Consider the following 23193-nt stretch of genomic DNA (forward strand, 5'->3'; position numbering starts at 1 on the left):
AGCGCCTTTCCGCGTTCATGCCAATTCAAGATTCACTGATGTCATCTGGCACCCGCAGGTCAACAGCACCATGTCCCCCCATGCGCCCTCTCCCCCCACGAGGAGAAACGATGCTCAGACCGCACCTCCCCCGCGCCCCCTTCCGGGCGCTCATCGCCACCGCGTGTTGTGCCGTACTCGGCGGAGGTCTGCTCGCCGGCGCGGGCACCGCCGCCGCCGGTCCTGACACCGGGTCCGACAAGGCCGCGAGCTCGCAGGCCGCGGCCGGTTCCAAGGTCGTCGGGTACTTCACCGAGTGGGGTGTCTACGACCGGAACTACCACGTCAAGAACATCGAGACGTCCGGCTCGGCCGACAAGCTCACGCACATCAACTACGCCTTCGGCAACGTCCAGGGCGGCAAGTGCACGACGGGCGACGCCTACGCGGCGACCGACAAGGCCTACACCGCCGACCAGTCCGTCGACGGCAAGGCCGACACCTGGGACCAGGAGCTGCGCGGCAACTTCAACCAGCTGCGCAAGCTCAAGAAGCTCCACCCCGACCTCAAGGTCCTGTGGTCCTTCGGCGGCTGGACCTGGTCCGGTGGCTTCACCGAGGCCGCCAAGAACCCCGCGGCCTTCGCCCAGTCCTGCTACGACCTGGTCGAGAACTCCAAGTGGGCCGATGTCTTCGACGGCATCGACATCGACTGGGAGTACCCCAATGCCTGCGGTCTGACCTGTGACACCAGCGGGCGCGCGGCATACAAGGACCTGATGTCCGCGGTGCGTTCGAAGTTCGGCGCCGACAACCTCGTCACCGCGGCCATCCCGGCCGACGCCGAGGAGGGCGGCAAGATCGACGCCGCCGACTACGCGGGCGCCGCCCAGTACGTCGACTGGTACAACCCGATGACGTACGACTACTTCGGCGCGTGGGAGGCGAAGGGCCCGACCGCCCCGCACTCGCCCCTGAAGGCGTACGAGGGCGCTCCCAAGGCGAGCTGGAACACCGACTCCACGATTCGGAAGCTCCAGGGGCTCGGTGTCCCGTCGGACAAGCTGCTGCTCGGCATCGGCTTCTACGGGCGCGGCTGGACGGGCGTCACGCAGAAGGAGCCCGGTGGCACCGCGACCGGGGCCGCCGCGGGCAAGTACGAGGCGGGCATCGACGACTACAAGGAACTCAAGACCAAGTGCCCGGCCAACGGCACGGTCGGCGGGACCGCGTACGCGCACTGCGGGACCAACTGGTGGAGCTATGACACCCCGGCCACCATCGCGGGGAAGATGGACTACAAGAACCAGGCCGGTCTGGGCGGCACCTTCTTCTGGGAGCTCAGCGGCGACACGGCGGACGGCGAGCTGATCAAGGCCATCAACTGATCGCTCCTCCGGACGAGTTGGGGGGCGGGAGCCACACGGCTCCCGCCCCTTCGTCATGGCCGCGGCGGGGCGGGGAAGGACGGCTCGAACTCCTCGATGACCCGCAGGGAGTCGCCGAGGGTCCGCACGAGGAGGTCGCAGACCGTCTCGCGCGCCAGACCCCGTTGGCCGATCCAGTCGAGGGTGACGCCCTCGACGCTGCACAGCCAGCCGAGCAGCGCCGTGCGCGCCAGCTCCGGGATGTCGCGGCGGCCGTACGCCCCGTCGGCGATCGCCCCGATCAGGGCCGCCCGCACACCGTCGCGTATGGCGTGCACCTCGGCGTCGAAGCCGACGCCGCCGCTGATGATGGTGCGGTACGCCGCCTGATGGTGCTCGGCATAGCGCAGATAGCCGTCGATGGTGGAGTGCACCCGCTCCACGGGCGGCAGGTCGTCGTGGCGTCCGGCGCGCGCGACCAGCTCCGCGACGGAGTCCTCGATGATCGCGAGGTAGTAGCCGCGCTTGGACTTGAAGTAGTAGTAGATCAGCCCCTTGGCGACGCTCGCCTGCTTGGCGATGTCGTCCATCGAGAGCGCGTCGTAGGACGTGTCGGCGAACAACCTCCGCCCGATGGTGATGAGTTCGGCGCGGCGCGCCACGGAGCGGTCGGTGCCGCGCGCCTGCGGGCGAGCGTCCACGGGACGGTCGATGCCGCGCTGTTGACTATTATTCAATTTCGGCCCTAGTCTCCAACTGCCTCGGGTATCCGCAGTATGGCAGAAGCACGCCACCTGCCGTTTCTGCGCCCGAAGGCGCGCATCCACGCACTCCCCCTACGCCCATGGACCGCCGTACGGGAGGAAGACTCATGAGCGCAGCGCGTACCCCATTACGTGAAGGCAGAACCTCCTGGAAGAAAACCGCGGTCGTGGCCCTGCCGGCCGTGCTGGCCGTCGGAGCGATGGCCTCCGTGATGGCCGAGGGGGCGCTCGCCGCCTCCTTCGCCGTCTCCGGGACGAGCTTCCAGGTGTCGTCCGGCAAGCTCACCAGCCAGGGCCTGTCCTCCTACGTACAGACCGACCGGGACATCGACGGCAAGGGGCACCCGGTGGCGCTCCTCGGGATCGGTGACGCGACCCTGTCCGACATCTGCCAGGCCGCCGAGGTCAAGACCCCGGTGGGCACCGTGGTGTTCAAGCTGACCGCGGGCGGCGCCGCGGGCGAGGTCACCGCGAGCAATCTCATCATCGACGGCGAGGACCTGGAGGGCGACGCCCGCTTCGGCACCGCCGAGATCGGCCGGGACGCCTCGACCCTCGACGAGGTGTCCGGGGTCAAGGGCGAGAAGGGGAAGTTCGGGCTGCAGGCCGGGGACATCACCGTCTCCGGGGTGAAGTCCCACGCCTGGTCGGCGACCGGCGGCAACTTCCGGCTCAAGGGCATGAAGCTCGACGTCAGCGTCGGCGGCAAGAAGTGCTTCTGACCGGCGGCCGAAGAGCCGGAGTCAGAGCGTGGGGCAGCAACGGCGGCGGGTGGCTGGACGAGCGCCTGCCGTTGCCGGAGGCACGCCGGGTGCTGCGCAGGTGGCGGCGCACCCGGCCGTTCTGGGGCGGCCTGCTGCTCGTCCTGGGCGGCGCCGAACTGCTCCTCGTGCCGCTCTCACCGCTGACGGTCCTGGTCAGCCTGGGGCTCGGCGGACTCGCGGCGATCGGCATCGGCCTCGCCCTGATCGCTGCCGGGATCTTCCTGTGGCTCCTGCCGCACGCCCACCACTATGTGAGCGTCAACGCCCTGATCCTGTCGGTGCTTTCGTTCGCGGCCACGAATCTCGGCGGGTTCCTGGTGGGCATGGCGCTCGGCATCGTGGGCAGCGCGATGGGCTTCGGCTGGACGCCGGTGCCCGAGGACCCCGAGGACCCCGAGAACTCCGTGGAGGATCCCGGGCGGCCGAAGGTGCGGGACGGGCAGGGCACGCGGACGCTCGGCATACTGCTTCCCGTCGTCATCGTCGGGGCGACACTCTGGGGCGGAACCCCGGCGAAGGCCGCCCCCGGCGACGCGATCGAGGCGGCGAGGACACCGCCGACGGTCACCACCACGCTCTTCTCGCCGCAGGGCTTCCTCCTGGCCGGCGTACGCGAGATCTCCACGGCCGACGGGCCGTTGAAGGTCATGGTCCTGAGGATGAAGGCCGCCTCGCTCACCGACTACCGGCTCACGACACGCGACGGGAGCGATGAACTCGCCCTGGGCGCCGACACCTTGGACCTCAGCGGCTCCGTCACGCTCTATCTGACCAAGTTCAAGGGCTGCCTCGAAGGGCTGCTCTGTCTGACCTTCACGCCCGACAAGCTGCCGGTGCCGCCCGTCGTGCCGCCGTTCGTCTTCATGACCGACGTCGAGGCCGAACAGGCCCTCGTCACATCGGACTCGATCGTCGCGGGCGGGCTCACCCTGAAGGCATCGGCATGATCCAGATTCAGTCCGCCCTCTTCTGGGCGTACGCGATCGGCGCCACGTTCGCGCTCTCCGCGGGACGACAGCTCCAGGTGTGGGAGCGGATCAACGCGGGTGAGGGGCCGCGCACGCGCAGCCGCGCCGCCAATCCGTATCTGGCGCTCACGGCGCTCTTCGCGGCGGTCCTGATGGTGCCGACGGGTCTCTTCCTGCTCTGGCAGAACCCGGCGTGGGCGACGATGCACGTCGCGGACGGGCACGACGGGGTGTGGGCGGGGTTCGTGCTCTTCTACGCGGGCGGGATCCCCGTCGCCGCGATCATCGGCTTCCTGGTGGCGCAGGCGCTCGTCCTGGTGGGGGCGGGCTACTGGGCCTATCTCCAGTGCGTGGGCGGGTACTTCCTGCTCTTCGGGACCCTGGTCCACGGCTGGGACGGCAGGGGGTACGAGCGCTTCTTCTCCCCCGACGCCGGGGACTTCGCCGACTGGCGGCGCGGCAGCGTGGTCAACCACGTGCTGGACTTCCTGACGTCCGGGACGTTCCTGGCGCTGCTCGTGTTCGGCGCGGCCGTGATCGGCACGATGCTGCTCACGGAGATCGGCTGGCTGATGGAGGGCTGGTCGCTGCCCGGCGCGGACGAGGACCGCAAGGTGCACCGGTTCCTGGCGATCGCCGTCGCGGCGGCCGGGGTCTACGGCCTGCCGTTCGCCGGCGCGCTGGTCGCCAGCGTCCTCGTCCGCCTCCTGGGCGGCTGGATCGGCCTGCCGCTGTTCGCGGTCGTCGCGGGGCTCACGCTGCTGTCCCGGCGCTCACCCGTGCGCTGGCTGTACGGCCTGGTGGGCGTCCCGGACCGGCACTGGCGGGCGGATCTCGACCAGGACAGGGAAAACTACGAGAGCGGGGTCACATCAGACCGGTCTGCGTGACGAGCATCGCCAGGACGACGACGAGCGTCCAGCCGAGGACATGCTCGAGCACCTTCGGGCCGTCTTCCTTGGGGCCGCCGGTGCGCGTGGTCGCACGCGTCGGTGCGGTGGCGGTGGCAGTGGTCGCGGTCATGGGCATCACTCGATACGTATGCGTCACGTCTCTCGGCGTGACGTCCGGCAGTGGACTCCCCCCACTGACCCATCCACCATGCCAGCAGGACCGGCTCGTGCGAGAGAGATGTTGGTCACCCACAACTGCGGCGGGATGCTGTGCGTCTAAGCCTGTACGTCCCTCAGGACGACCGTTCGCGCACCATCCAACCGAAAGGTTTCCGATGAGCACGTACCGGACGCCCCGCCGCAGAGCACGGCTCGCTCTCGCGGCCGCCGTCACCGTGACGGCCGCCCTCACCGGCACCGTGTCGCAGGCCGCGCCCTCCGCATCCGGGACACCTTCGCCCTCACCCGGCGCGGCAGGCCTGGGCGACCCGATGTTCCCGCTGGACGGGAACGGCGGGTACCGCGTCGACCGCTACACCCTGGACTTCGACTGGCAGGCCCCGAAGACGCCGTTCGAGGCGACCGCGACGATCAAGGCCACCGCCACCCAGTCGCTCTCCCGGTTCAACCTGGACTTCGGGGGCAACACCCTGCACGGCGTGAAGATCGACGGCTCGACGGCGCGCACGTCCCGCGCCGGTGACGAGCTGACGGTCACGCCCAAGTCCCCGCTTCCCAAGGGCCGTACGTTCACCGCCAAGGTCACGTACACCGCCGACCCGACGCAGACACGGCACCGCGACGACGCCATCGAGGACTACGGCTGGATTCCGACCGCCGACGGCACGGTGGTCTATCCGCAGCCGAACGGGGCCCGGCTGATCTTCCCGGCGAACGACCATCCCAGCCAGCGGGCGCCGATCACCTTCCGCATCACGACACCGAAGGACCTGACGGCGGTCGCCAACGGCAAGCTGGTCGACCGCACGGAGCGTCCGGGCGACCGGGTGCGCTGGACGTACGACTCCGAACAGCCGCTGTCCACGCAGCTGGTGCAGCTGGCGGTCGGCAAGTTCAAGCTGGTCGACGGCGAGGGTCCGGGCGGTCTGCCGCTGCGGGACGTCGTCCCGGACGCCCTGGTCGAGCCGACGGCGGAGTACCGCAAACTCACTCCCGACCACCTCGCCTGGCTCCAGGAGAAGCTCGGCCCTTACCCCTTCGACCGCTACGGCCTCCTGGTCGGCGACACGGACCTGGCCGTCGCCCTGGAGACCCAGACGCTCTCGCTCATCCCGAAGGCCGACCTGCTCGGCACGAAGGTCGACGCCGAGCGCAACATGGTGCACGAGCTGACCCACCAGTGGTTCGGCGACAGCGTCGCCCTGAAGAGCTGGTCCGACCTGTGGGTCAGCGAGGGGCACGCCCGCTTCTACGAGCGGATGTACTCCGAGGAGCACGGCGGCGACAGCTTCGAGGCCGCCATGAAGACGGCGTACGCCGCTCACGACCAGTGGCGCCACGACTTCGGCGCCCCCGCCGAACCGACCGAACCGAACCTCTTCAAGCGCATGCGGTACGACGGCTCGGCGCTGGTCCTGTACGCGCTGCGGGAGCAGGTGGGCGACGCGACGTTCCAGAAGATCGAGCGGGCGTGGGTGAGCGGCTTCCGGGGGAAGACCGCCAGTACGCAGCAGTTCATCGACCTGGCGTCGAAGGTCGCGGGCGAGGATCTGGAGGGCTTCCTGCGGCCGTGGCTGTACGGCTCGAAGACGCCGCCCATGCCGGGGCACCCGGACTGGGTGGTGGACCCGGTCCAGGGCTGAGGCCCATCCGTCGTCTGGCGGCGGCGTTCGTGTGAAGGGGGCTGTCGGACGCTTGTGCGGCCGGATCCCGGCATGATCCGGGGTACGTTGGCTGTCCCGTCGAGCTGGGAGGTCATATGTCGGACCACGAGCAGGAACGGACGCGACCCGCGTTGCTGGGCACGGAGATGCGGGAGGCGACGTTGCCCGACGGCACGCAGGCCGTGATCGTCGTGAAGGCCGGCACGTCCCAGGCCGAGGTGGACGAGAAGGCGGCCCGGCTGCGCCGGGGCACACCCGAGACGAAGTAGCCCGGTCCGGACGACGGCCCCCTCCCACGTGCGTGGGAGGGGGCCGTCGCGGTCCTGATCAGTGTCCTGTCAGTGAATCCCCACGTCGGCCAACGCCGCCTTCTGCTTGGCGGAGAGCTTCACCGGGAAGTACAGGTAGCAGACACCCCCGGTGCCGGAGACGACCTTGCCCGTGGAGTTGTAGCGCTTGGTCCTGAGCCAGATGTTCTCCCACTCGCGCCGCTTGTAGACCCGGCGCACCGCCGGATTGCTGGGCGAGGCCGGGTCGTTGGCGATCACGTCGCCCGTCGACGTGAAGCCGATCACCGTCATCAGGTGGCCCGCCGTGCCGTAACCGGCGCCCGTCAGCTCCTCCTTGAGGAACGACTGGGACGTTATGGCCGGGATGCCCGCGGCGATCAGCGACTCCAGTTCGGTGAGCGAGGCGAGGCGGGTGACGACGCCCTGGAGGTCCTTGTACGTCGACGCGTAGGCCGCGTTGAAGGGCCAGTTGCCGCAGCCCGCGTACTGGTAGTCGAAGACGTACCGCGCCGCGTGGCACACCTGGGGGTCGGCGTAGGAGGGGTCGACCCAGGCGAGGTCGTCGGCGGTCGGCTTGCGGCCCCAGAACTCGATGATCATCTGCGAGGAGGTGGGGCTGCACCAGGCCTCGCCGCCGTTGTCGTACTCCGGATACTGACCCGCGTGGATCTCCTGTGAGTAGCGCGGGACCTTCAGTTCCTTGGTGAGCCCCGGCTTGGACGCCGGGACGGTGAAGCGGTCGGGGACGGCGGAGGCCATCGCGCCGAGCCGCCACACCGTGGGCGTCGCCGTGGCGCCCGGCTTGCGGTACAGGGTCAGGCGCAGGCGGTACGAGACGAGACGCAGGCCCGTGGTCGTGTCGTCGATGGAGAAGGTGTCCGTCCAGATGCTCGACTTGCCGTCGCTCTGGTCGTCGACCGACGTACGGCGGATGTCCTTCTCCTTGTCGTCGCCCGAGGTCCAGCGGCCGAGGACGTACCAAGGAGTCTTCTTCTTGTCCGAGTACGTGCCCTGGAGCTCGACCTGGAGCCACGTCCCGGTGGGCGTGCGGGCGTTCCAGGAGGCGACCACCTCCGTCGCGGGGACGGCGGGGCGGTGCACCGGCGAGGTCCACCGGGCGTACTCCCAGGTGGCGGTCTTGCCGGTGTGCGGATCGGCGTAGTCGGTTTGGCCCGCGGCCTCGGCGATCTCCACCGCAGGGCGGGCTCCGGAGACGGCACGGGTGCCGTTGGCGGTGCCGGCGCTCCAGTCCGCGTGCGAGGTCCAGAAGCGGTTACTCACCGGACGCTTCGCGCGCGGGGCGCCGCGCAGGCCGCCCGCCGCGAGCGCGGGACTCGCGGTCGCGGCCACCGCGGCCACGGCGGCTGCCGCGGCGAGGACGGTTCTACGGGACATGTCATCAGCTCGGTCCATGGCGGGACCCCCAGTCGACGTGGGCTCCGGACGGATCCGGAAGGGGCAGGTCAAGTGCACGGCGGTAGGCCAACTATGGCTGCTCCACGCCGACTTCTGCCAGCGCTTGGACCACCACCGCGTCCGCCAATATTGGCCTCGACCACTGGCGTGAGCTGCGACGGCGCGCGGAACCGAGCATTCCGCACCCGTACGCTGGTAGACGATGACCGCACAGCCGCACTCCACGCCCGCTCCCCTCGCCCGCCTCGCGCGCACCCTGATCCGGCTGCCGCCCTCCTGCGGCCCCGTCCGCCTCGTGGCCGTCGACGGGCACGCGGGCTCCGGCAAGTCGACCTTCGCCGACCGCCTCGCGCAGGCCCTGGGCGGTGCGCCCGTCCTGCACCTCGACGACATCGCGAGCCATGACGCCCTCTTCGGCTGGACGGAGAGGCTGCGGCGGGAGGTCATCACACCGCTCTCGCGCGGCGAGACGGCGCGCTACGAGACGTACGACTGGCACGCGCGCCGCTTCGGCCCCGAGGTCCGCACCCTGCCGCCGGCGCCCGTGGTCCTCGTCGAGGGGGTCGGCGCGGGACGCCGCGCGCTGCGCCCGTTCCTGGCGCGGCTGCTGTGGATGGAGTTGCCCCGCGATGAAGCCTGGGGCCGGGGGCGCCACCGGGACGGAACGGTTCAGAGCGACTTCTGGGACGGGTGGGAGCCCGCGGAGCGCCGGCACTTCGCGGAAGACCCTTCGCGCCCCTTTGCTCAGTCTTTGGTGCGACAGTGGCGCGAGGGATATGAGGTGCTGCAGGGCCCGAATGAGACTGCTGCGCCGAGTCAAATCGTCACGCAGGGTGAGGGACCAGAGGCGGTGCGCTGAACCCGCGGAAAGTGCCTTCCGGAAGTCCTCACGAGTTTCCATGAGTGCCCCAACTCGGCTTGACCGAGGGCCCTTACAGGACTTACGTTCTGAATGTGCGGTCTTCCGAGGCCGCCCGCAGACGCGAAGCCCCCGGTTGTTCCCCCGTGATCGGGGGCTTCGTTCTGCCCTTCGACCTCGCATTCCGGGCGCTGCGAGCCGCCTTTCGCTCACCCTCGGTGACGAAGCGATCCCCCTCTCCAGCCCGATCCCGCGCTGCGGCACCCTACGGCCGAGCACTCCCCCGCAGGTACGATGCCTTTCGGTGCGACTTACGGACGGCTGCTCGGCGCACCGGTTCAACGTCCGTCCGCAGCACGGCGGTTCAGCGAAGTTGCCGACGGGCACCGGTCCGGCGGTACACAAACGGGGGCACGGTTTGTGGGGGACGTGATGGACTTCGACGCGGTGGGCTCACCCGCCCCGGCCGACCTCGCCTGGCTGAGGGGCGTCGACGCCTACACGATGGGCGCCTATCCGCAGGCGGAGGAGGAGTTCCGGGCGGCGGTGCGGATGGATCCCGGGATGGCCGACGGCTGGCTCGGACTGCACGCGCTGCGCATCGACACGACGACGGCGCTCCTTCGGATGTTCCAGCACCGGGACAGGTTCGGAGAGCAGCGCACACGGCACGGGCGCACACTCAACTCCTGGTACTGGCTGGGCTGGTGGGTCCAGCCCGTCCTGGAGAGCACGCGCGACCTGCTGCTCGCGCACGCCTCGCACTGGCTCGACGGACGTCATGTCCCCGAGCTCGACCGGGCGTTGGCGGGTCTTCCGCCGGTCGACGCGGATCCGCAGGTGCGGTTTCTGCACGCGTGCCGGTCCTATCTGGTCAAGGACTGGGAGCAGTTGGTCCGGCACACGGACTCGCTGATCGACGACGCGATGCTGGGCATCGAGGCCGGCCTCTTCGGCGGCATGGCCCGCGTACGCCTGGAAATGTTCGGCCACGCCGAGCCGCTCCTGTCCTCCGCCCTGATGCGCTGCCGCAGCGAGCAGCCGCAGCGCAAGGAGCTGCGGTACTGGCTGGCCCGCGCGCACGAGGGCACGGGCCGCTCGGCGGCGGCCCTGCCGCTCTACCGCGCGGTGCACCGGGTGGATCCCTCCTTCATGGACACCTCGGCGCGGCTCGCGGCGATCTCGGAGGGCGACGGGTACGACGAGGTCACCGACCTGGCGGCCATCGCCCTGACCGGCTTCGGGCAGGACGCGATGGACGGCCCCGACGGGATCGACCCGCTCTTCGGCACCGAGGGCCGCGATCTGAAGGTCACCGAGCCCGAGCTGCCCGCGGGCGGCGGTCCCGCGGAGACCGACGCGGTGCGCGAGAAGGCCGTGATCCCCATCCAGCCGGGGCTGCCGCAGCTGCCGCCGGGGCCCACCGACCCCGCGCTCCTGGAGGCGGCCCTCGCCGAGCTGGAGGGGATGGTCGGCCTCGAACCGGTGAAGCGGCAGGTCAAGGCGCTCTCGGCGCAGCTGAACATGGCCCGCCGGCGAGCCGCGCAGGGACTGCCCGTGCAGCCGCCGAAACGACACTTCGTCTTCTCGGGCCCCTCGGGCACCGGCAAGACCACGGTGGCCCGCATTCTGGGCAGGGCGTTCTACGCACTCGGTCTGCTCGGCGGCGACCATCTGGTGGAGGCGCAGCGCGCGGACCTGGTCGGCGAGTATCTGGGCCAGACCGCGGTGAAGGCCAATGAACTGATCGACTCGGCGATCGGCGGCGTCCTGTTCGTGGACGAGGCCTACTCCCTTTCCAACTCGGGCTACGGCAAGGGCGACGCGTACGGCGACGAGGCCCTCCAGGTCCTCCTCAAGCGCGCCGAGGACAACCGCGACCACCTGGTCGTGATCCTCGCGGGCTACCCCGAGGGCATGGACCGCCTCCTGGCCGCCAACCCCGGCCTCTCGTCCCGCTTCACCACCCGCGTGGACTTCCCCTCGTACCGCCCCCTGGAACTCACCTCCATCGGCGAGGTGCTCGCCGCCGAGAACGGCGACGTGTGGGACGAGGAGGCGCTGGACGAGCTGCGCTCCATCAGCGGGCACGTCGTCGACCAGTCGTGGATCGACGAGCTGGGCAACGGCCGCTTCCTGCGCACGCTCTACGAGAAGAGCTGCGCCTATCGGGACCTGCGGCTCTCCGGCTATCCCGGCGAGCCGAGCCGCGACGACCTGTCGACCCTGCGGCTCCCCGACCTGATGCAGGCGTACGGCGAGGTGCTCTCGGGGCGGGGGCCGCAGGACCCGCCGAGGGTCTGAAGGCCCCCGCCCCGGCCGCTCACACCAGGGCGCCGTCCCTGGACTCCTGGGGCTTGCGCGGCACGGAGACCCGGTGCGCCGGGTCGCGGACCTCGCCGACAAGGAGTTCCAGTACGTCCTCGAGGGCGACCAGGCCGAGCACCTTGCCCGACGCGTCGGCGACCTGAGCCAGATGCGTCGCGGCGCGGCGCATCACCGTCAGGGCGTCGTCCAGAGGGAGTTCGGCGCGCAGCGTCGTCATCGGGCGCCAGACCTGCTGCGGCACCGCGCGGTCCGTGTCGGCGCCCTCGGTGAGATCGAGTACGTCCTTCACGTGGAGGTAGCCCATGAAGGCGCCGTTCTCCGCGCAGACCGGGAAGCGGGAGTAGCCGGTGCGCCCGGTGAGCTCGATGACCTGGGACGGGGTGACCCCGGCGCCCACGGTCACCAGGGAGGCCCGGTCGAGCAGGACGTCCGTCACCTGGCGCGAGCCGAGCTCCAGGGCGTCCTCCAGGCGCTCCTGCTCCTCGGGTTCGAGCAGTCCCGCCTGGCCCGAGTCGCCGACGAGCCGGTTGAGCTGCTCGCTGGTGAAGACGGCCTCGACCTCGTCCTTGGGCTCGACCCCGAAGAGCTTCAGGACGAGCCTGGCGCACGCCCCGAGCGCCACCGTGACCGGACGGCAGAGGCGGGCGAAGGCGACGAGGCCGGGGCTGAACCAGAGCGCGGTCCTCTCCGGTGCGGCCATCGCGAGGTTCTTCGGGACCATCTCGCCGACGACGAGGTGCAGGAAGACGACCACGGCGAGCGCGATGGCGTACCCGAGCGGATGGATCGCCCCTTCGGGGATGTGCGCCGCCTCGAAGACGGGCTCCAGGAGGTGCGCGACGGTGGGCTCGGCGACCGCGCCGAGCGTCAACGAGCACATGGTGATGCCGAACTGGGCGGCCGCCATCATCTGCGGCAGATGTTCGAGGCCGTAGAGGACCTGGCGGGCCCGCTTGCCGCCCAGCGGCTCGATCTGGCTGCGGCGCACGGAGACGAGCGCGAACTCGGCCCCCACGAAGAAGCCGTTGGCGAGGACGAGGAGGAGGGCGAACAGGAGTTGGAGCATGCTCATCGGGCGGCCTCCGCCACGCTCATGGTCTCTGTGGCATCTGCGGCTTCCGGGGCTCCTGTGGTTTCCCGGGCTTCTGTAGCTTCTGTGGCTTCCCTGGCTTCTGTCGCTTCCGGGGCCCGTACGAGCCGTACCCGCTCGGCGCGGTAGTGGTCCACCTGGCGCACCGCGAGCCGCCAGCCCGGGAGTTCGGCCCGGTCACCGGGGGCCGGGATGCGGCCAAGCAGATCGGCGACGAGTCCGGCCACGGTCTCGTACGGTCCCTCGGGGACGTCGAGCCCTATCCGCTGGAGCGTGTCGACGCGGCAGCTGCCGTCGGCGTCCCACGCCGGGCGGCCGTCCTCGGCCGGCGCCACGGCGAGCTCGGGCAGGTCGTGGACGTCGTGCTCGTCGTGGACCTCGCCGACGAGCTCCTCGACGATGTCCTCCAGCGTGACCACACCGGCCGTGCCGCCGTACTCGTCGACGACGACGGCTATCGGCTGCTCGCTGCGCAGCTGCTCCAGGAGCTGCTGCACGGGCAGCGTCTCCGGAACCAGGAGCGGCGCCTGCGCGATGCGGCTCACGGGCGTTCTCAGGCGCTCGTGGGCCGGGACCGCGAGGGCGTCCTTGAGGTGCACCATGCCGACGATCTCGTCGATGCGCTCGCGGTACACGGGAAAGCGCGAGAGCCCGGTGGCGCGGGTCAGGTTCACCACGTCCTCGGCGGTCGCCGACGTCTGCAGCGCGCTGACCTTCACGCGCGGGGTCATGACGTGCTGCGCGGTCAGCTCGCCCAGGGAGAGCGTACGGACGAACAGGTCCGCGGTGTCCTGTTCGAGGGTGCCGGCCTGCGCCGAGTGCCGGGCGAGCGAGACCAGCTCGCCGGGGGTGCGGGCCGAGGCCAGCTCGTCGGCGGGCTCGACGCCGAACAGCCGCACGAGCCGGTTGGCCGTGGCGTTCAGAAGGGAGATCACGGGCCTGAAGAGGCGCGAGAACACATGCTGGGGACCCGCGACGAACCGCGCGACCTGGAGCGGCTTGGACACCGCCCAGTTCTTCGGGACCAGCTCGCCGATCACCATCTGCACGGCGGACGCGAGCAGCATCCCCACCACCACGGAGGCGCCCGGTACGGCGCCTGCCGGAAGGCCGGTCGCCGTGAAGGGGCCCGCCAGCAGATGCGCGAGCGCCGGTTCGGCGAGCATGCCGACCACGAGTGAGGTGATGGTGATGCCGAGCTGGGTGCCGGAGAGCTGGAAGGACAGCTCCTTGAGGGCGTCGACGACCGTACGGGCCCGTCGGTCGCCTTCGGCGGCGGCCTTCTCGGCGTCCGGGCGCTCGACGGTGACGAGTCCGAACTCGGCGGCCACGAAGAAGCCGTTGGCCAGGATCAGCAGGAATGCCGCCCCGAGAAGCAGCAGGGAAGTCGTCATGCCGCCGCCTCCCTGGTGTGTCCAGTCCCGGTATGTCGGGAGGGGGCGGCGCATGTACTACAGGACGAACCGTCCATCGCCGGAGGGAGTCACTCCTCGGGTAGCAGGAGCCCCTGTGGACCGGGCGGGCCCGACAGGGGCGGGGCGGCACACCATGCGTGCCCCGCCACCAGATTAATCAAGACCCGGCCACAAACGTCAGCCCTGCGGGCTGCGGGCGTCGGCGAGGGCACGCAACGCGCGGGCGTCGCTGATGGCCCGCTGCTTGGCGATGCCCGGCTGGATGCCCATGGCCGGGAGGCTCGTGCCGTCACTGAGGTTGAGGAACACCCAGGGGTCGCCGGGGCGCAGATTGACCTGGACGATCTCGGCCCAGTCCAGGTGCCTGCTGGTGGCGATGTTCACGACGGTCACACCGGACTCGTCGGCGACGACCTTGGGCCTGCTCAGGAGCATCAGCACGCCCCAGAGCAGCGCGCCGGTGAAGATGAAGCTGAGCCGCTCCCCCGAGCTGAGGGTCGGGATGAGCAGGGAGACCACCGTGAGGACCACGAAGATCGCGGCGCCCGCGGTGATCAGGACGGCCCGGGTCCGCTTCGGCCGGAAGGTGACGGGCAGGGTGGGGATGTCGGTCTGGTCGCTCATGGCCGGGGTCTCCTGCCGGGTCATCAGAGGCGGCAGGCGTGAATGGCCGTGGTCAGGATGGCCCGCGCCCCGATGGCGTACAGGTCGTCCATGATCCGCTGGGCCTCCTTGGCCGGGACCATGGAGCGGACGGCGACCCAGCCCTCGTTGTGCAGGGGCGAGATCGTCGGCGACTCGAGGCCCGGGGTGAGGGCGACGGCCTGCTCCAGGTGCTCGGCCCGGCAGTCGTAGTCCATCATCACGTAGGCGCGGGCGACCAGGACGCCCTGCAGGCGGCGCAGGAACTGCTCGACCTTGGGGTCGTCGGTCTCGGCGCCGGTGCGCCGGATGACGACCGCCTCGGACTTCATGATCGGCTCGCCGAACACCTCGAGGCCCGCGTTGCGCAGCGAGGTGCCGGTCTCCACGACGTCCGCGATGACCTGGGCGACGCCCAGCTCGATCGCGGTCTCGACGGCGCCGTCCAGGTGGACGACGGAGGCGTCGATGCCGCTGTCGGCGAGGTGCTTGGCGACGATGCCCTCGTACGAGGTCGCGACGGTCTTGCCCGCGAGGTCCGCGATGGTGCTCGCGGTGCCCGGCTTCGCGGCGAAGCGGAAGGTGGAGCGTGCGAAGCCCAGCGGCAGGATCGTCTCGGCGTTCGCGCCGGAGTCGATCAGGAGGTCCTGACCGGTGATGCCGATGTCGAGCTTGCCGGCCGAGACATAGATCGCGATGTCCTTGGGCCGCAGGTAGAAGAACTCCACCTCGTTGTCGGGATCGACGAGGACGAGCTCCTTGGACTCCTTGCGCTGCTGGTATCCGGCCTCATGGAGCATCGCCGACGCAGGTCCGGACAGTGAACCCTTGTTGGGGACGGCGATGCGCAGCATGAGGACGGATTCCTTTGCGTTCAGGGGGAGTTGAGTGGAGGAGGGCGTACGGCTCAGAGGTGCGCGTACACGTCGTCGAGGGAGATGCCGCGGGCGACCATCATCACCTGCACGTGGTAGAGGAGCTGCGAGATCTCCTCGGCCGCGGCTTCCTTGCCCTCGTGCTCGGCGGCCATCCAGACTTCGGCGGCCTCCTCGACGACCTTCTTGCCGATGGCATGGACGCCCTTGTCGACCAGCTCGGCGGTGCGCGACGTGGCGGGGTCGCCGTTGGCGGCCTTGTGCTGGAGCTCGGTGAAGAGCTCCTCGAAAGTCTTCTTGGACATGATGTCGCTTACTTTACGCGGCTCCTCGCCCCCGCTCACCGCCAGGGTTCGGAGATCGTACGCAGCGTGGTCGCGGTGGCGACGGCGGCGGTGACCGCTTCGTGCCCCTTGTCCTCGCGGGAGCCCTCGATGCCCGCCCGGTCCAGGGCCTGCTCCTCGGTGTCGCAGGTGAGGACGCCGAAGCCGACGGGCACCCCGGTGTCCACCGTGACCTGGGTCAGGCCCAGGGTGACTCCCTGGCACACGTACTCGAAGTGCGGGGTTCCGCCGCGGATGACGACGCCGAGCGCCACGATCGCGTCGTAGCCGCGGCCCGCGAGGACCTTGGCGACGACCGGCAGCTCGAAGCTGCCGGGCACGCGCAGGACGGTCGGCTCGTCGATGCCGAGCTCGTGCAGGGCGCGCAGCGCGCCGTCGACGAGGCCGTCCATGACCTTCTCGTGCCACTGGGCGGCGATCACCGCGACCCGCAGGTCTCCGCAGTTCTTCACGCTCAGTTCGGGTGCACCCTTGCCGCTCACGCGCTTCTCCTGGTTGTCGTCTGTTCTCGTATGCCGGTACTTACTGATTGCCGCAGGCGGACACCTCAGGGGTGTCGAGCCAGGGCAGGTCGTGCCCCATCCGGTCCCGCTTGGTGCGCAGGTACCGGAGGTTGTGCTCACCCGCCTGGACCGCCATCGGCTCGCGTCCGGTGACCTTCAGGCCGTGCCGGATCACCGCGTCGGTCTTGTCGGGGTTGTTCGTCATCAGGCGCACGCTGCGGATGCCGAGGTCGTCCAGGATCCGCGCGCCCGCTCCGTAGTCCCTGGCGTCGGCGGGCAGGCCGAGCTCCAGGTTGGCGTCCAGGGTGTCGCTGCCGCGCTCCTGGAGCTCGTAGGCGCGCAGCTTGGAGAGCAGGCCGATGCCGCGCCCCTCGTGGCCGCGGAGGTAGACCACGACGCCGCGTCCCTCGTCCGTGATCCGCTGCATGGATGCCTCCAGCTGCGGGCCGCAGTCGCAGCGAAGGGAGTGGAAGACGTCGCCGGTCAGGCACTCGGAGTGGATGCGGACCAGGACGTCCTCGCCCTCGCCGACCTCGCCGTGGACGAGGGCGACGTGCTCGACGCCGTCGACGGTGGAGCGGTAGCCGTACGCCGTGAAGTCGCCGAAGGCGGTGGGCAGGCGGACCTCGGCCTCGCGGCGGACCTTCGGCTCGGAGCTGCTGCGGTAGGCGATCAGGTCCTCGATGGAGATGATCGTCAGGCCGTGCTTGCGGGCGAACGGGATCAGCTCCGGCAGGCGGAGCATCGTGCCGTCCTCGCCCGCGATCTCGACGATCGCGCCGGCCGGGCGCAGGCCCGCGAGCCGGGCCAGGTCGACCGCGGCCTCGGTGTGGCCGTTGCGGACCAGGACGCCGCCGGACTTGGCGCGCAGCGGGAAGATGTGGCCGGGGCGCACGAAGTCGGTCGGCTCGAAGGTGCCCGCGGCGAGCATCTGGAGCGTGGTGGCGCGGTCGGCGGCCGAGATGCCGGTGGTGACGCCGTGCGCGGCGCTCGCGTCGACGGAGACGGTGAAGGCCGTCCGCATCGACTCGGTGTTGTTCTCGACCATCTGCGGGAGCTGGAGGCGGTCCAGCTCGTCGCCCTCCATGGGCGCGCAGATCAGGCCGCGGCACTCGCTCATCATGAAGGCGATGATCTCGGGCGTCGCCTTCTCGGCCGCGATGACGAGATCGCCCTCGTTCTCGCGGTCCTCGTCGTCGACGACCACGACGGGCCGCCCGGCGGCGATGTCGCGGATGGCCGCCTCGACGGGGTCGAGGGCGAGGTCCGACGCGTCTTCTTCGTGACCCGTGCTGTACCAAACAGGTGCCGCAGTCATGCCGGGGCTCCTTCCATGACGGGCTGCGAGGACGCGGAGCGCGACCGCAGCCACCAGTCGCGCATGCCCCACAGGACAAGAGCGAGGTAGATGACGTACACGAGGCCGGAGAAGGCCAGGCCACTGCTGAACGCGAGCGGAACTCCGACCACGTCGACGAGGAGCCAGGCGAACCAGAACTCGACCAGGCCGCGGGCCTGGGCGACCATCGCGGCGAGGGTGCCGACGAAGATGTAGGCGTCGGGCCAGGGGTTCCAGGACAGGTCGGGCACGGCGGAGAACAGGGCGCCGACCGCGAGGGTGCCGACGGCCGTGCCGCCGAGCAGCACCCCGCGCTCCTTCCAGGTCGCGAACCGGACGGCGATGGAGCCGTCCTGCGCCTGCTGCTTGCCGTTGGTCCACAGGCGCCAGCCCCACAGGGCCACGCCGATCACGAGCAGCTGCTTGCCTACGCCGCCGGAGAGGTGGGCGGAGGCGTACGCGCCGACGAGGATGACGCCCGAAAGGAACTGGGCGGGCCAGGTCCAGATGGAGCGCCGCCAGCCGAGCGCGAGGGCGATCAGGCCGACGGTGTTGCCCACCATGTCGGACCAGATCACGTGCTGCCCGAAGGCCGTGAAGGCTTCGGAGTTGAGCCAGTTCACTTCGTGGCCTCCTGAGCGGGAGCGGGAGCGGCGGCGGATCCGGCGCGGTCGCCGAGCATCCGCTCGACGTACTTCGCGATGATGTCCACCTCGAGGTTGACCGGGTCGCCGGGCTGCTTGATGCCGAGCGTGGTCAGGGCGAGGGTGGTGGGGATGAGGCTGATGGTGAAGTAGTCGGGCCCGGCGTCGACCACCGTCAGGCTGACGCCGTCGACCGTGATGGAGCCCTTCTCGACCGCGTAGCGGGAGAGGTCCGCGGGGAGCGAGACCTTGACGATCTCCCAGTTCTCGGAGGGCTTGCGCTCGACGATCTCGCCGGTGCCGTCGACGTGACCCTGGACGATGTGGCCGCCGAGGCGGTCACCGACCGCGGTGGGCCGCTCCAGGTTGACCCGCGAACCTGCCACGAGGGCTCCCAGGCTGGAGCGGTTCAGGGTCTCGGCCATCACGTCGGCGGTGAACTCGTCGCCCTCGTGCTCCACGACCGTCAGACAGACGCCGTTGACCGCGATGGAGTCGCCGTGCTTCGCGCCCTCGGTGACGACGGGGCCACGGACACGGAAGCGCGATGCGTCGTCCAGGTTCTCGACGGCGGTGATCTCGCCCAGCTCTTCGACGATTCCGGTGAACACTTCAGTGCTCCTTCGTTACGAGGGTCGCGGTGACGCGCAGATCGGGACCGATGCGGACGGTCTCGCTCACGTCGAGCCGCAACGCTTCGGTGATGGTCGTGATTCCGCCGCCGGCGAGGGCGGCGGGGCCCGCGCCGAGCAGGACGGGGGCGAGATAGGCGACGACGCGGTCGACGGCGCCCGCGGCGACGAAGGCCCCGGCGAGCGTCGGCCCGCCTTCGAGGAGGACGGAGCGCACGCCGCGCGCGTGGAGTTCGTCGAGGAGGGCCCAGATGTCCAACCCGCCGTCCGCGCGCGGGAGTCGCACCGTCTCGGCCTCGCCGTCGGCGGTCACGTTTTCGGCGGTCACGTTCTCGGCGACCGCGACGAGCGTGGGCGCCGCGTCGTCCAGGACGCGGGCGCCGGGCGCCACGGCGGTGCCGTTCGTGTCGACGACGACGCGCAGCGGCTGGACGGCGCCTTCGATGCCCCGCACGGCGAGGTGCGGGTCGTCGGCGCGCTGGGTGCCGGAGCCGACGACGACCGCGTCGCACTCGGCGCGCAGCCGGTGGACGTCGGCGCGGGCCTCGGCGGAGGTGATCCAGCGGCTGCTGCCGTCGGCGGCGGCGATGCGGCCGTCGAGCGACGCGGCGTACTTCCAGGTGATGTGCGGGCGGCCGAGGCGCACGGACGTCAGCCAGGCGGCGTTCCCCGCGGCGGCCTCGGCCTCCAGGAGGCCCGACTCCACGTCGACCCCGGCGGTACGCAGTCGCTGCGCTCCCCCGGTCGCGGCGGGGTTCGGGTCGCCGACGGCGTAGACGACGCGGGCGATCCCGGCGTCGATGAGCGCCTGGGCGCAGGGGCCGGTGCGTCCGGTGTGGTTGCAGGGTTCGAGGGTGACCAGGGCGGTGGCGCCGCGGGCCTGTTCGCCGGCCGCGCGCAGGGCGTGGACCTCGGCGTGGGGGCCGCCCGCACGCTGGTGGTGGCCCTCGCCGACGGTCTCTCCGGAGGCGTCGATGATGACGCATCCGACGACGGGGTTCGGGCTGGTGGAGCCGAGTCCGAGGGCGGCGAGCTCGATGGCGCGGCGCATGGCGGCACGCTCGTGCTCATTCGCTGTGACTGCGGCTGCGGTGGCCACCGGGTCCTCCTGCCTCATAGGGCACGGACTCCGGGGCCTGTCGATGACGACAGAATGTACGGACTGCGGCATCGGGAGCGACGCCGGAAACGAGACCTCTCCCTGGGAACCCGAAGAGACGGGTATCCCAAAAACAAGCCACTCGGCGACGTGCACGAATGCCCGCCCGCCGCGCACTGCCTCCCATCCGGACTTTCACCGTCGGTCCAGGAGTTTCACCTGGTCAACCGACCGCTGGAGGCGGCCGGGTCGCGGACTATAACCGCCGGTTCGGAATTACACCGACCCCGGAGTGCGCTGCTTTTGGTACGTAGCCAGTGTGCCACGCCTGATCGACGCCCATACGGGCGAACCCCTGTGGCCTGGCTCACAGCAGCCCGTGACAGGCCCCTGACCGGCGGTGACGGCCGCCGCTCCCGCCCGCTGAACGCGTGAAGACCGCTGCACTGGCCGGAGGTCGTCACGAACCTCTGTCTGAACAGGCTGACTTCGGCGCGTGCGCGGCGCGAGGAGTAGGTGGGCCCCTGGCTGCTGCTGCTCGCTGCTGGGCCAGGGCCTAGGGACGCGGGCCGAACAGCTCGTCCTGCGCCGAGTCCCTGGCGGCGAGCAGCGCGCCGCGCAGCACCGCGGAGCCGCCGAGCACGCTCGCGCGTACCTCGGTGCGCAGCGGTGACATGGCGGCGACGCGCTCCGCCACGCGGGTGGCGAGCGGGTCGCCGCCCGCACGGCCGATCTCGCCGCCCAGGACCACGCAGCCGGGGTCCAGGATCGCGGCCATGGCGGCGGCGCCGACGGCGATCCGGTCGGCGGCCGCGTCGAGGTAGGCCCCGTGGCCGGTCTCGGCAGCGCGGCGCACCACGTCGGCGGCGCTCGCACCCGGCTTCAGGAGCCCGTGCTCGGCGCCGAGGTCACGGAGCGCGGCGGCGCAGGCCAGCGAGTGGAAGCCGCCCTCGCAGCCGGTGGCGGAGGGCAGTACGTCCGTGCCGGGCACCGGCAGGAAGCCGATCTCCCCGGTGCCGCCCGACGCGCCGCGGCGCAGGCTTCCGTCGAGCACGACGGCGGCGCCGACGCCTTCGCCTAGCCACAGGAGCACAAAGGTGTCGCGGTCGTGGGCGGCGCCGTCGCGCTGTTCGGCGCGGGCGGCGAGGTTGGTCTCGTTCTCCACGAGCACGCGCACGGGGAACCGCTCCTGGAGGGCGCCCGCCAGGCGCCGGTGCCAGGCGGGCAGCGAGGTGGTGTCGCGCAGTTCGCCGGTGGCGGGGTCGATGAGGCCGGGAGCACCGATCGCCACGGTGTGCAGCCGCTGGACGCCACCGTCCAGCGCGGTGCTCTCCACGAGGGCGACCGCGCGCTCGACGGCGGCCCCGGTGCCGGTGTCGCCGCCGATGGGCGCGGAGGCTTCGGCGAGCACCACGCCGAGCAGGTCGGTGACGACCACGGAGACGCCACCGGTGCGTACGTCGAGCGCGGCGAGATGCGCCCGGTCGGCGACGATCCCGTACAGCCGGGCATTGGGTCCCCGGCGCTGGGCACCCGCCTCCCCCACGACCGCGATCAGGCCGGAGCCCTGGAGGCGCTCGACCAGGTCGGCGACCGAGGGCCTCGACAGGCCGGTCAGCTGCTTCAACTGGTTGGCCGTCAGCGGTCCTTCGCGCTGCAGGAGCCCCAGGGCGAGCCGGTCGTTGATGGCCCGGGCGGTGCTCGGTGATGCGGGCATGCCGGGGATCCTTCCATAAAGCTGCTATTTATCAGGCAGGGTTCCTGATAGTTTACGTCGCCGTAGCGGGGAGGCACCTTGGGAGGGACGGGGCAACGATGAGTGAAGTGGTCCACGACGTACGTCAGTTGAAGCGGGCGCGGTATGCCGTGGCCGCCGTCTTCTGCGTGCACGGCGCCGTCACCGGCTCCTTCGCGACGCGCGTGCCCTGGATCCAGGAGCACGCCGACCTCAGCGCCGGGCTTCTCGGCCTCGCGCTCGCCTTCCCGGCGATCGGCGCCTCCGTGGCGATGCCGCTCGCGGGCTGGGTCAGCCACCGCTTCGGCGCCAGGACGGCGCTGCGCGGGCTGCTCGCCCTGTGGACGATGGCCCTGATCCTGCCCTCGCTCGCGCCGAATCTGCTCACGCTCTGCGTGGCCCTGTTCGTGTACGGGGCAACGGCGGGCATGTCGGACGTGGCGATGAACGCCCTGGGCGTCGAGGTCGAGACCCGCATGAAGAAGTCGATCATGTCGGGCCTGCACGGCATGTGGAGCGTCGGCGCCCTGATCGGCTCCGCGGCCGGCACGGTCGCCGCCCACATCGGCGCGGACGCCCGGCTGCACCACGCCCTTGCCGCCGTGGCGCTCACCGCGATCGGCCTCGTCGCCTGCCAGGGCGTGCTCGACCTGCAGGCCGCCCCCGAGGAGGCGGCGCCGCCGCGCTTCTCGCTGCCGCCCAAGTCGGCGCTCCTCATCGGCGCCGTCGGCTTCTGCGCGGTCTTCGCGGAGGGCGCGAGCCTGGACTGGTCGGCGGTCTATCTGCGCGACGTCCTGGACAGCTCGGCCGGTGTCGCCGCCGCGTCCACCACCGGATTCACGCTGACCATGGCGATCGCGCGGCTCGCGGGCGACGCCGTGGTGGACCGCTTCGGCTCGGTCCGCACGGTGCGCGTGGGCGGCGTGGTCGCGGCGCTCGGCGGGCTTCTGGTCGTGGTGGCGCCGCATCCGGCGGTCGCCATGTGCGGGTTCGCGCTGCTCGGGCTCGGCATCGCGGTCGTGGTGCCCCTCGCGTTCGCCGCTGCCGGGCGCAGCGGCCCGAACCCGAGCCAGGCCATCGCGGGCGTCGCCACCATCACGTACACATCGGGCCTGATCGCCCCGTCCGCGATCGGCACGCTCGCCGACGCGACGAGCCTGGTGGTCTCCTTCGGCCTGGTGACGGTGCTCGCCTGCGGGCTCGCGGTCTTCGCGGGAGTCCTGCGCACGGACAGCCGCGAGGCCACGCCGAGCGCTCCGGTGGACGCGAAGGTTCCCGGCCCGAAGTCCTGAACCAGCGGTTCCGCGGGGCGGGGCGGGACGCCCCGCGAGTGGCCGGTGTGAAACCAGGGAACTTATGCCGGATTAACATTGCGCTGACTCATTCAGGTCTTGACAAAGTCG

General features: G+C 70.9%; 23 protein-coding genes and 1 riboswitch. Of the genes, 9 read left to right on the top strand and 14 right to left on the bottom strand.

All coding sequences use genetic code 11. The features are described from left to right. Positions 1-110: 110 nt before the first annotated feature. Entirely contained in the window at positions 111-1367 is a 1257-nt protein-coding gene (locus tag ABZ833_RS39300) for a glycoside hydrolase family 18 protein (protein ID WP_361057669.1), read from the top strand. A gap of 53 nt (positions 1368-1420) precedes the next feature. On the opposite strand, the gene ABZ833_RS39305 is transcribed toward ABZ833_RS39300, so the two are convergent. Beyond that, positions 1421-2047, bottom strand: a complete 627-nt coding sequence (locus ABZ833_RS39305; protein WP_361057671.1) for a TetR/AcrR family transcriptional regulator — start codon at positions 2045-2047, stop codon at positions 1421-1423. A gap of 170 nt (positions 2048-2217) precedes the next feature. Between ABZ833_RS39305 and ABZ833_RS39310 the strand changes: the two genes are divergently transcribed. The 3 genes from ABZ833_RS39310 to ABZ833_RS39320 all read left to right on the top strand — a co-directional run bounded on the left by ABZ833_RS39310 (position 2218) and on the right by ABZ833_RS39320 (position 4732). Continuing rightward, positions 2218-2832 (top strand): DUF6230 family protein, encoded by a 615-nt coding sequence (locus ABZ833_RS39310; RefSeq protein WP_361057673.1) that lies wholly within the window; start codon positions 2218-2220, stop codon positions 2830-2832. A gap of 71 nt (positions 2833-2903) precedes the next feature. Next, positions 2904-3821: a DUF6114 domain-containing protein gene (locus ABZ833_RS39315; RefSeq protein ID WP_361057675.1), complete on the top strand. Its 918-nt coding sequence runs from the start codon at positions 2904-2906 to the stop codon at positions 3819-3821. Next, positions 3818-4732, top strand: coding sequence for a hypothetical protein (locus ABZ833_RS39320; RefSeq protein WP_361057677.1), 915 nt, complete (start codon positions 3818-3820; stop codon positions 4730-4732). Before ABZ833_RS39315 ends, ABZ833_RS39320 begins: the two co-directional genes overlap by 4 nt. Here ABZ833_RS39320 and ABZ833_RS39325 read toward each other — a convergent pair. Then, on the bottom strand, positions 4710-4865 hold the full coding sequence (locus ABZ833_RS39325; protein ID WP_361057679.1) for an SCO1431 family membrane protein: 156 nt from the start codon (positions 4863-4865) through the stop codon (positions 4710-4712). The two genes, ABZ833_RS39320 and ABZ833_RS39325, sit on opposite strands and share 23 nt — an antisense overlap. A 205-nt stretch (positions 4866-5070) precedes the next feature. Between ABZ833_RS39325 and ABZ833_RS39330 the strand changes: the two genes are divergently transcribed. Beyond that, positions 5071-6558, top strand: coding sequence for a M1 family metallopeptidase (locus ABZ833_RS39330; protein ID WP_361057681.1), 1488 nt, complete (start codon positions 5071-5073; stop codon positions 6556-6558). Between the two features lie 116 nt (positions 6559-6674). Continuing rightward, positions 6675-6848, top strand: a complete 174-nt coding sequence (locus ABZ833_RS39335) for a hypothetical protein (RefSeq protein ID WP_361057683.1) — start codon at positions 6675-6677, stop codon at positions 6846-6848. Between the two features lie 69 nt (positions 6849-6917). Here the strand turns inward: ABZ833_RS39335 and ABZ833_RS39340 are convergent, their stop codons facing one another. Next, positions 6918-8282 carry a peptidase C39 family protein gene (locus ABZ833_RS39340; RefSeq protein ID WP_361057685.1) on the bottom strand — a complete coding sequence of 455 codons (1365 nt, stop codon included), beginning with the start codon at positions 8280-8282 and terminating at the stop codon, positions 6918-6920. Between the two features lie 205 nt (positions 8283-8487). On the opposite strand from ABZ833_RS39340, the gene ABZ833_RS39345 reads away from it, so the two are divergent. After that, a complete protein-coding gene (locus tag ABZ833_RS39345; protein ID WP_361057687.1) occupies positions 8488-9144 on the top strand; it encodes a hypothetical protein in 657 nt (218 codons plus the stop codon). A gap of 432 nt (positions 9145-9576) precedes the next feature. Next, complete coding sequence (locus ABZ833_RS39350) at positions 9577-11448, top strand: AAA family ATPase (RefSeq protein ID WP_361057689.1); 1872 nt, start codon at positions 9577-9579, stop codon at positions 11446-11448. Between the two features lie 19 nt (positions 11449-11467). Here the strand turns inward: ABZ833_RS39350 and ABZ833_RS39355 are convergent, their stop codons facing one another. The 11 genes from ABZ833_RS39355 to ABZ833_RS39405 form a co-directional block, all read right to left on the bottom strand. Next, positions 11468-12544: a hemolysin family protein gene (locus ABZ833_RS39355; protein WP_361057691.1), complete on the bottom strand. Its 1077-nt coding sequence runs from the start codon at positions 12542-12544 to the stop codon at positions 11468-11470. After that, entirely contained in the window at positions 12541-13956 is a 1416-nt protein-coding gene (locus ABZ833_RS39360; RefSeq protein WP_361057693.1) for a hemolysin family protein, read from the bottom strand. Before ABZ833_RS39360 ends, ABZ833_RS39355 begins: the two co-directional genes overlap by 4 nt. A gap of 198 nt (positions 13957-14154) precedes the next feature. Beyond that, a complete protein-coding gene (locus ABZ833_RS39365; RefSeq protein WP_361057695.1) occupies positions 14155-14601 on the bottom strand; it encodes a PH domain-containing protein in 447 nt (148 codons plus the stop codon). Between the two features lie 23 nt (positions 14602-14624). Next, positions 14625-15473 carry an ATP phosphoribosyltransferase gene (gene hisG, locus ABZ833_RS39370; protein WP_160503730.1) on the bottom strand — a complete coding sequence of 283 codons (849 nt, stop codon included), beginning with the start codon at positions 15471-15473 and terminating at the stop codon, positions 14625-14627. 53 nt (positions 15474-15526) lie between these two features. Beyond that, positions 15527-15799 carry a phosphoribosyl-ATP diphosphatase gene (locus ABZ833_RS39375; RefSeq protein ID WP_055564821.1) on the bottom strand — a complete coding sequence of 91 codons (273 nt, stop codon included), beginning with the start codon at positions 15797-15799 and terminating at the stop codon, positions 15527-15529. Between the two features lie 35 nt (positions 15800-15834). Beyond that, positions 15835-16320, bottom strand: a complete 486-nt coding sequence (gene ribH, locus ABZ833_RS39380; protein WP_249591166.1) for a 6,7-dimethyl-8-ribityllumazine synthase — start codon at positions 16318-16320, stop codon at positions 15835-15837. Positions 16321-16360: 40 nt separating this feature from the next. After that, entirely contained in the window at positions 16361-17659 is a 1299-nt protein-coding gene (locus tag ABZ833_RS39385) for a bifunctional 3,4-dihydroxy-2-butanone-4-phosphate synthase/GTP cyclohydrolase II (RefSeq protein WP_361057699.1), read from the bottom strand. Beyond that, positions 17656-18243, bottom strand: a complete 588-nt coding sequence (locus ABZ833_RS39390) for a nicotinamide mononucleotide transporter family protein (protein WP_361057795.1) — start codon at positions 18241-18243, stop codon at positions 17656-17658. The genes ABZ833_RS39385 and ABZ833_RS39390 overlap by 4 nt, the downstream gene beginning before the upstream one ends. Before the next feature lie 56 nt (positions 18244-18299). Beyond that, positions 18300-18935, bottom strand: a complete 636-nt coding sequence (locus ABZ833_RS39395) for a riboflavin synthase (RefSeq protein WP_361057701.1) — start codon at positions 18933-18935, stop codon at positions 18300-18302. 1 nt (position 18936) lies between these two features. Beyond that, on the bottom strand, positions 18937-20073 hold the full coding sequence (ribD, locus tag ABZ833_RS39400) for a bifunctional diaminohydroxyphosphoribosylaminopyrimidine deaminase/5-amino-6-(5-phosphoribosylamino)uracil reductase RibD (protein WP_361057703.1): 1137 nt from the start codon (positions 20071-20073) through the stop codon (positions 18937-18939). A gap of 151 nt (positions 20074-20224) precedes the next feature. Continuing rightward, positions 20225-20355: riboswitch (FMN riboswitch) on the bottom strand. 256 nt (positions 20356-20611) lie between these two features. Next, positions 20612-21772 carry an ROK family transcriptional regulator gene (locus ABZ833_RS39405; RefSeq protein WP_361057705.1) on the bottom strand — a complete coding sequence of 387 codons (1161 nt, stop codon included), beginning with the start codon at positions 21770-21772 and terminating at the stop codon, positions 20612-20614. Positions 21773-21870: 98 nt separating this feature from the next. Here ABZ833_RS39405 and ABZ833_RS39410 point away from each other — a divergent pair, with 98 nt between their 5' ends. Continuing rightward, positions 21871-23082, top strand: coding sequence for an MFS transporter (locus ABZ833_RS39410; RefSeq protein ID WP_361057707.1), 1212 nt, complete (start codon positions 21871-21873; stop codon positions 23080-23082). The last annotated feature ends 111 nt before the right edge of the window (positions 23083-23193 follow it).

It is taken from the genome of Streptomyces sp. NPDC047525 (assembly GCF_040643025.1).
Classification (GTDB): domain Bacteria; phylum Actinomycetota; class Actinomycetes; order Streptomycetales; family Streptomycetaceae; genus Streptomyces; species Streptomyces durmitorensis.

Bases quoted from the DNA above. Each gene is read 5' to 3' on its own strand.
- ABZ833_RS39300 (WP_361057669.1), top strand. From the start codon at position 111: ATGCTCAGACCGCACCTCCCCCGCGCCCCCTTCCGGGCGCTCATCGCC.
- ABZ833_RS39310 (WP_361057673.1), top strand. From the start codon at position 2,218: ATGAGCGCAGCGCGTACCCCATTACGTGAAGGCAGAACCTCCTGGAAG.
- ABZ833_RS39320 (WP_361057677.1), top strand. From the start codon at position 3,818: ATGATCCAGATTCAGTCCGCCCTCTTCTGGGCGTACGCGATCGGCGCC.
- ABZ833_RS39325 (WP_361057679.1), bottom strand. From the start codon at position 4,865: ATGACCGCGACCACTGCCACCGCCACCGCACCGACGCGTGCGACCACG.
- ABZ833_RS39330 (WP_361057681.1), top strand. From the start codon at position 5,071: ATGAGCACGTACCGGACGCCCCGCCGCAGAGCACGGCTCGCTCTCGCG.
- ABZ833_RS39335 (WP_361057683.1), top strand. From the start codon at position 6,675: ATGTCGGACCACGAGCAGGAACGGACGCGACCCGCGTTGCTGGGCACG.
- ABZ833_RS39340 (WP_361057685.1), bottom strand. From the start codon at position 8,282: ATGGACCGAGCTGATGACATGTCCCGTAGAACCGTCCTCGCCGCGGCA.
- ABZ833_RS39345 (WP_361057687.1), top strand. From the start codon at position 8,488: ATGACCGCACAGCCGCACTCCACGCCCGCTCCCCTCGCCCGCCTCGCG.
- ABZ833_RS39350 (WP_361057689.1), top strand. From the start codon at position 9,577: ATGGACTTCGACGCGGTGGGCTCACCCGCCCCGGCCGACCTCGCCTGG.
- ABZ833_RS39355 (WP_361057691.1), bottom strand. From the start codon at position 12,544: ATGAGCATGCTCCAACTCCTGTTCGCCCTCCTCCTCGTCCTCGCCAAC.
- ABZ833_RS39360 (WP_361057693.1), bottom strand. From the start codon at position 13,956: ATGACGACTTCCCTGCTGCTTCTCGGGGCGGCATTCCTGCTGATCCTG.
- ABZ833_RS39365 (WP_361057695.1), bottom strand. From the start codon at position 14,601: ATGAGCGACCAGACCGACATCCCCACCCTGCCCGTCACCTTCCGGCCG.
- hisG (WP_160503730.1), bottom strand. From the start codon at position 15,473: ATGCTGCGCATCGCCGTCCCCAACAAGGGTTCACTGTCCGGACCTGCG.
- ABZ833_RS39375 (WP_055564821.1), bottom strand. From the start codon at position 15,799: ATGTCCAAGAAGACTTTCGAGGAGCTCTTCACCGAGCTCCAGCACAAG.
- ABZ833_RS39385 (WP_361057699.1), bottom strand. From the start codon at position 17,659: ATGACTGCGGCACCTGTTTGGTACAGCACGGGTCACGAAGAAGACGCG.
- ABZ833_RS39390 (WP_361057795.1), bottom strand. From the start codon at position 18,243: ATGGTGGGCAACACCGTCGGCCTGATCGCCCTCGCGCTCGGCTGGCGG.
- ribD (WP_361057703.1), bottom strand. From the start codon at position 20,073: ATGAGGCAGGAGGACCCGGTGGCCACCGCAGCCGCAGTCACAGCGAAT.
- ABZ833_RS39405 (WP_361057705.1), bottom strand. From the start codon at position 21,772: ATGCCCGCATCACCGAGCACCGCCCGGGCCATCAACGACCGGCTCGCC.
- ABZ833_RS39410 (WP_361057707.1), top strand. From the start codon at position 21,871: ATGAGTGAAGTGGTCCACGACGTACGTCAGTTGAAGCGGGCGCGGTAT.